The organism is Kocuria sp. NPDC057446, from assembly GCF_042802875.1.
Taxonomy (GTDB): domain Bacteria; phylum Actinomycetota; class Actinomycetes; order Actinomycetales; family Micrococcaceae; genus Kocuria.
In genome coordinates this window covers 1-6946 of sequence record NZ_JBHVDI010000177.1, presented here as the reverse complement: position 1 = coordinate 6946, position 6946 = coordinate 1, and the positions used below count along the sequence as shown (strand labels likewise).

The following is a 6946-nucleotide window of genomic DNA, read 5'->3' as shown; positions in this document are numbered from 1 at the left end:
GCCCCCCGGGGGTGCGGGCCTTCCGGCTGCCCGGGCTCGGGGGTCAGCGCTCAGGCACGCGCACCGGCCAGGGCGGGCAGCTGCTGCTGGCGCAGCGACAGGCCGAGGCCGGGCAGGTCCCGGGTCTCCAGCCGCGAGCCCGTCACCACCACCGGGGACGGACCGTCGAGGATGCCGAGGTCGGCGAACCCGGCGTCCTCCACGACCTCCACGAGGGTGGGCTCGGCGAGGGTCAGGGCCAGCTGCCCGGAGAGGTCGGGCAGCAGGTGCGGGGCGATCCCCACGCTGTGCGTGCGCGCCAGCTCCACGATCCGCCGGAACGGGGTGATGCCGCCCACCCGGACGATGTTCGGCTGGACGACGTCCACGGCGCCGGCCGCGATGAAGTCCCGGAAGCGGTAGACGGTGTGCAGATTCTCCCCCAGCGCGATGGGCACCCGGCTGAACCGGCGCAGCTGCCGGTAGCCCTCGAGGTCGTCCGCGCGCAGCGGCTCCTCGAGCCAGGACGGCCCGAACTCGGCCAGGGCGTCCAGCGCCCGGCGGGCCGTGGGCAGGTCCCACCGCTGGTTGGCGTCGATCATGAGCCCGCGGTCCGGTCCGAGCAGCTCGCGGACGGCGGCCACCCGCGCCACGTCCTCGCGCAGCTCCGGCCGGCCCACCTTGATCTTGACCGCCCCGAAGCCCGCGGCGACCCACCGGCGCACCTGCTCCTGGAGCTCCTCCAGGGTGTAGTGCAGGTTCACGCCGGAGCCGTAGACGGCCACGCTCTCCTGCCGCCGGCCCAGCAGCGAGGTGATCGAGACCCCGGACCGCCGCGCCCGGAGGTCCCACAGCGCCAGGTCCACGCCCGCGAGCGCCACGCCGGTCAGCCCGGCGCCTCCCTCGTGCAGGTGCTTCCAGGCGTCGTCCCACACCGCCTCGGGGTTCTCGGAGCGTCCGCGCAGGAAGCCCGTCAGGTCGTCGTCGAGGATGGCCTGGACGGCCCTCGCCCCGATGGTCGGGGTCCAGGCGAAGCCGGTGCCGGTCGCGCCGTCGTCGGCCACGACCGTGACCGCGACGAGGTGGTTCCGCGGCGCCTCCGGGCCCCAGCTGCGCAGCAGCCGGGCCGTGATCAGCTCCGTGTGCAGGGCGGCGATGCTCATGCGGTGTCCCTCCCGTGCCGGCCGGCGCCCGCGGGCTGTCCGGACGCGGCGGCCACGGGGTCCTCCTGCAGCTCGGTGCGCCAGCTGCGCGCCGGCTCCCAGCCCAGGACCCGGCGGGCCTTGTCGATGCTGAAGGCGGGGGCCGTGCCGGTCAGCCCCGCCGCGAGCCGCTCGCTGCCCGGGACGAACTCGGGGACGAGCTCCGCGAGCGGGCGGCGGGCCAGGGCGTCGGCGGCGCCCACGAAGAACGTGTCGCCGTTGCGGATCGCGCCCATCCCCTCGAGCAGCGCCTCCAGGAAGGAGGTGACGTCGCGGGCGTCCACGTAGTTGAACAGCGCCGGCGCCGCGAGCGCGGGGTCGTCGAGCCGCTCCCGCACCGTGTGGCCCTGCTGGGTCGGGGCGCCCGCCCACTCCTCGGGGGCGATCACGTAGCAGGGGCGGAAAGACGCGTAGCGCACGGCCTCGCCCCGGGCCGCGGCGAACATCTGTGCGACCTGCTCGGCCACGTGCTTGGACAGCCCGTAGGCGTGCCAGGGCCGGGGCGGGGTCTCCTCGGTCAGCGGGAACGCCGGCGGCAGCCAGCCCGCCGGGGAGCCGTAGCCCAGCACCGTGGGGCTGCTGGCCATCACGATCCGCCGGGCCCCGGCCTCGGTGGCCGCGCCGGCCACGTTGTGCGCGATCACCGCGTTGGTGCGCAGGATGACGTGCTCGGGGGCGCTGAACGGGACGGCGATGGCCGCCAGGTTGATCACGGCGTCCGGGCGGGTGCTGCGCATCAGCGCGTGCACGGCGTCCGGGTCGGTGAGGTCCGCGCTGCGGTGCTCCACGGCGGGACGACGACCGGTGGAGCCGGCGGACTCGGGGGCGGAGGGCAGGGACCGGTCGACGCTGACGACGTCGTAGCCGGCCTCCGCCAGCCCGGCGACCACGCTGCGGCCGAGCCGGCCCGCGCCGCCGGTGACGAGCACGCGGCTCACGCCGGGACCTCGCTGCGCCGCGCCCCGGCCGCCGCGCCCAGCTCCAGCTCGGCGATCCGGACGGGCAGCCCGGTCTCGAGGGACCGGTTGCCGGCGATGCCCACGGCCACGGCGGCCACGCCGTCCCGGTAGCCGGAGGGCCGGCCGTACGGGTCCTCGCCGGGGCCCCGGAAGACGTCCGCCAGCAGCAGCCGGTCACCGCCGCCGTGACTGCCGGCGCCGTTGCTGATGACGACCTCCTCCGCGGCGTCCCAGTGCCGCTGGACGGTCAGCCGCTCGCCGCGGCTGCGGGCCCCGCCCCGGTGGGGGCCGACCGTGACCGAGGGGTCCACCGGGGAGCCGCCGCTCGCGGGCAGCACGGCCGCGCGCTCGACGACCTCCAGCTCGGCCCGGCCCTCCGTGCCGTTGACGGCCACCCGGTACCCCTCCCACGGGGAGTGCGCGTTGAGGGAGTAGGAGAGGGTGGCGCCCCGCGCGTAGTCGACCACGAGCGCGAGGTTGTCCTCGATGTCGATCCCGTCGGAGAACACGTCCTGGTCCCGGCGGTACCCGTCGTGGTGCTGGTGGTCGAGGTAGAGCCTGCTCAGTCGCTCGTCGGTGCGCAGGTCCAGGGCGAACGGGTCGCCGCCCTCGACGTCCGGCGCCGGGGCGCCCGCGCTGGTCCGGGCCTCGGCGTTCGCCCGGCCGTAGAACCGCAGCCCACCCGAGGCGAAGACCCGCTCCGGGGCGTCGTCCAGCCACCAGTTGACCAGGTCGAAGTGGTGCGAGGACTTGTGCACCAGCAGCCCGCCGGAGTTCTCCTTCTGCCGGTGCCAGCGGCGGAAGTAGTCGGCGCCGTGCACGGTGTCCAGCATCCAGCTGAAGTCCACGGAGGTGACCGTGCCGATCCGTCCGGAGCTGATCACGTCCTTGAGCGCGGTGTTGCGCGGGGAGTACCGGTAGTTGAAGGTCACCACCACCTGGCGGCCGGTCTCCTCGACGGCCGCGCCGATCCGGCGGCAGGCCTCCGCGTCCACGGTCAGGGGCTTCTCGACGACGGCGTCGGCCCCGGCGCGCAGCGTCTCGCAGATGTAGTCGGCGTGGGTGGCGTCGGGGGTGGTGATGATGACGCGGTCGATCCCCTGCTCCCGGACGGTCCGGGAGAGCTCCGCCGGGTCGAGGACGCCGATCCGGGTGCCCGAGGTCTCCTCGGCCAGCCGGCGGTAGTGCTCGGCCCGCCCGGGGTTGGTGTCGCCCACCGCCACCAGCTCGGCGACGTCGGCGTGGTCGTCCAGCAGGGAGCGGAGGTACATCTCGCACCGGTTGCCGGTGCCGACCAGGACGTAGCGGGTCCGCCGGCCCGGGGGTGCCGTGCCGTCCGTGCCGCTGTGCTCTGCGCTGTTCATCGATGGCTCCTGGTTCTGGAGGGGTGTGCGGGAGGTGGGGCGGGCTCCGGGCCGTGGGCGTCCGGGCCCGTCGCCCGTTACTTGATGCCCGTGGTGGCGATGCCCTTGACGAGGAACTTCTGTCCCACGAGGAAGGCGATGAACACCGGCAGCAGGGACACGATCGACATCGCGAACAGGGATCCCCACGAGGACTCCCCCGTGGCGTCCACGAAGGCCCGCAGGGCCACCGGGACGGTGAACATGTTCGGGTCGGTCAGGTAGATGAGGGCGCTGAAGAAGTCGTTCCACGTCCAGATGAACGTGAAGATCGTGGTGGTGGCCAGGGCCGGGACCATCATCGGCAGGATGATCTGCCCGAAGATCCGGGGGTGCCCGGCGCCGTCGATCCGCGCCGCCTCGTCCATGTCCTTGGGGATGCCGCGGATGAACTGCACCATCAGGAACACGAAGAACGCGTCGGTGGCGAGCAGCTTCGGCACGATGAGGGGCCAGAAGGTGTTCACCCACCCGATCTGGGAGAACATGATGTACTGCGGCACGATCACCACGTGGAACGGCAGCATGATCGTCAGGAGCATGAGGGCGAAGGCCGGCTTCTTGAAGCGGAACTCCAGCCGGGCGAACGCGTAGGCCGCCATGGAGCAGGAGACGAGGTTGCCCACGATGCACCCGAGCACCACCACCGCGGAGTTGAACAGGTACACGCTGAACGGGCTGGACAGGGCGTTCCACCCGTCCGTGTAGTTCGCGCTCTCGAAGGTCTCGAGCAGGATGCCCGGCTCGCGGAAGATGATGTCGTTGGGGCGCAGCGAGCTGGCCAGCATCCACAGCAGCGGGTAGATCATCACGCCGCCGGTGAGGATCAGCGCGAGGTGCTTGAGCAGGGAGCGGATCCGCCCCCGGGCCCCGGGACCGCGGGGCCTCGGCGCCGGGGCGCTCTGCGAGCCCTCGTTCTGCGCCGGGACGAGGTCCTGGTCGGCCGTCCGGACGGGACTGTCGGCGATTGTCGGATTAGTCATCGTAGAACACCCAATACTTAGACGCGATGAAGTTGAGGGCGGTGAACGCCCCGATGATGACGAGCAGCAACCAGGCCATGGCCGCGGCGTAGCCCATGTCGAACCGGCCGAAGCCGGTCTGGTAGAGGTACAGCGTGAAGAACATCGTCGAGTCGGACGGGCCTCCGCGCCCGCCGGAGACGATGAACGCCTGCGTGAAGGACTGGAACGCCTGGATGATCTGGAGCACCAGGTTGAAGAAGATGATGGGGCTCAGCAGCGGCAGCGTGATCCGGAAGAACTGCGTGATCCGGCCGGCGCCGTCGATGGAGGCCGCCTCGTAGTACATGGTGGGGATCTGGCGCAGGCCGGCGAGGAAGATGATCATCGGCGCGCCGAAGGTCCACACGTGCAGCAGGATGATGCTGCCGAGCGCGGTCCGGGGGTCGGAGATCCAGCCGATGCCCTCGATGCCCACGAGGGCCAGGACCTGGTTGACCAGCCCCGTGGTGCCGAAGAGCTGCTTCCAGAGGATGGCGATGGCCACGGACGCGCCCAGCAGGGACGGCAGGTAGAAGACCGAGCGGTAGAACGCGAGGCCGCGCAGGCCCCGGTCCAGGACCATGGCGATCGCCAGGGCCAGGATCAGCTGCAGCGGGACGCCCACGAACACGTAGGTGAAGGTCACCTGCAGCGAGTTGTGCAGCCGCTCGTCCGCCAGCATCCGGGTGAAGTTCTCCGTCCCGATCCAGTCCGGCGCCCGCATGAGGTTGTAGTCGGTGAACGAGAGGTAGAGGGACATCAGCATGGGGCCGAGGGTGATGACCACCAGTCCCACGATCCACGGCGCCAGGAAGACCGCCGCCGCCTTGTTGTCCCGCCGATCGGCCCGCGGCTTCCGGCCGGCGCCCCGGTTCGCGGCCCGCTCTCCGGGCAGGCCCTTCCGGGTGATCTCCTCCACGGCGCTCACGCCGGGACCAGCTCTCGGGCCATCCGCGACCGGGTACCCCGGTGCGGTGCGGCGTCGGCGTGGCTCGGTGTCATCGGTATCTCCTCAGAACGGGTGGGAAAGCGTTTTCCGGTTCGGCGTTGCGTCCAGGCTAGTGGCCGGTCACTGTGACGTCAACCACAAATCTACGATGGATTCCGTCCCGGGCGGGCGGCTCAGTCCGGCGCGCCGGACAGCGCCCCGGCCAGGAGGCGCAGCGCCTCCTGGGTCGCCGGCGGGCCGTAGCGCTCCGGCTCCTCCTGGGCGGCCCGGACGGAAGGCGCCACGCCCACGAGCGAGGCGGCCGCCAGGACCCCCGCACCGCGCAGCTGCTCCGCGGACAGGGCCAGCTGCCCCGCCACGGCCACGACGGGCACGCCCCTCGCCGCGGCGAGCGCGGCCGCCGCGAGCGGCGCCTTGCCCTGCGTCGACTGTTCGTCCAGCGACCCCTCGCCGACGACGAGCAGGTCCGCTCCCTCGAGCTGCTCCTCGAGCCCCACGAGGGAGGACACGAGGTCGAAGCCGCGCTCGAGGGTCGCCGGGGTCAGGGCCAGGAAGCCGGACGGGAAGCCGCCGGCGGCGCCGGCGCCCGGGAGCAGGAAGGGACGGGCGCCCTCGAGACCGGCCAGCAGGCCGGCCCAGCGCCGGAGCGCGGCGTCCAGCTCGCACCGGGCCGCGCGGTCCGCGCCCTTCTGCGCGGCGAAGACGTGCGCGGCCCCGTCCGGGCCGTGCAGCGGGTTCTGCACGTCCACGGCCAGCCGCAGCCGCACCGAGCGCAGGCGCGGGTCCAGGGCGGTGGCGTCCAGGCGGGCGGCGGACAGCAGCCCCTCCCCGCCCAGGGGCACGGGCGCGCCGTGGTCGTCGAGGACCTCGAGGCCGAGCGCCCGCAGGGCGCCCGAGCCCCCGTCAGTCATGGCCGAGCCGCCGAGGCCGACGACGACGTCGGTCGCCCCGGCGTCCAGCGCCGACCGGATCAGCTGCCCGCAGCCGTAGCTGTGCGCGGCACGGGCCGTCGCGGGACTCGGGCGCACCTGGTCCAGCCCGCTCGCCTGGGCGGACTCGAGCACCGCGGTGGTGGCGCCGGAGGGTGCCGTGAGCACCGCCCAGCGCGCCCGCACCCGGCCCTCCACGGCGCCCCGGACCAGGGTGCGGCGCAGGCGCGCCCCGGCCGCCGCCGCGGCGTCGACCGTGCCCTCGCCTCCGTCCGCCAAGGCACCTCGGGGCGCAGCCGGCGGACCGGCAGGGGCGGCTCGTAGAGGTGGCGGTGCAGCACGCCGAGGGCGGTCGATCCCGAGAACGGCACGTCCCCGCTGAGGAGTTCGTGCAGCAGCACCCCGAGCGCGTACAGATCGGTGTACGGGCCGACCGCGCCGCCCATCGCCTGCTCGGGGGCCATGTAGGCGGGCGATCCGATGGGCGAGCCGGTGTGCGTGAGGCGGGTGGTGTCGGTGTC

6 protein-coding genes and 1 pseudogene are annotated in these 6946 nt (G+C 73.4%); all 7 read right to left on the bottom strand.

All coding sequences use genetic code 11. From position 1 onward, the window contains the following. Positions 1-50: 50 nt before the first annotated feature. Positions 51-1142, bottom strand: coding sequence for a mandelate racemase/muconate lactonizing enzyme family protein (locus tag ACFU0Y_RS16035; protein ID WP_380215605.1), 1092 nt, complete (start codon positions 1140-1142; stop codon positions 51-53). Next, entirely contained in the window at positions 1139-2119 is a 981-nt protein-coding gene (locus tag ACFU0Y_RS16030) for an NAD-dependent epimerase/dehydratase family protein (protein ID WP_380215603.1), read from the bottom strand. Before ACFU0Y_RS16030 ends, ACFU0Y_RS16035 begins: the two co-directional genes overlap by 4 nt. Further along, complete coding sequence (locus ACFU0Y_RS16025; RefSeq protein WP_380215601.1) at positions 2116-3504, bottom strand: Gfo/Idh/MocA family protein; 1389 nt, start codon at positions 3502-3504, stop codon at positions 2116-2118. Before ACFU0Y_RS16025 ends, ACFU0Y_RS16030 begins: the two co-directional genes overlap by 4 nt. Positions 3505-3581: 77 nt before the next feature. Beyond that, positions 3582-4526, bottom strand: coding sequence for a carbohydrate ABC transporter permease (locus ACFU0Y_RS16020; protein WP_380215599.1), 945 nt, complete (start codon positions 4524-4526; stop codon positions 3582-3584). Continuing rightward, positions 4519-5442, bottom strand: coding sequence for a carbohydrate ABC transporter permease (locus ACFU0Y_RS16015; RefSeq protein ID WP_380215607.1), 924 nt, complete (start codon positions 5440-5442; stop codon positions 4519-4521). Before ACFU0Y_RS16015 ends, ACFU0Y_RS16020 begins: the two co-directional genes overlap by 8 nt. 227 nt (positions 5443-5669) lie before the next feature. After that, positions 5670-6704 carry a glycerate kinase gene (locus ACFU0Y_RS16010; RefSeq protein WP_380215597.1) on the bottom strand — a complete coding sequence of 345 codons (1035 nt, stop codon included), beginning with the start codon at positions 6702-6704 and terminating at the stop codon, positions 5670-5672. Positions 6705-6784: 80 nt separating this feature from the next. Beyond that, a pseudogene (locus tag ACFU0Y_RS16005) lies at positions 6785-6907 on the bottom strand (serine/threonine protein kinase); the annotation flags it as partial. Positions 6908-6946: the final 39 nt, after the last annotated feature.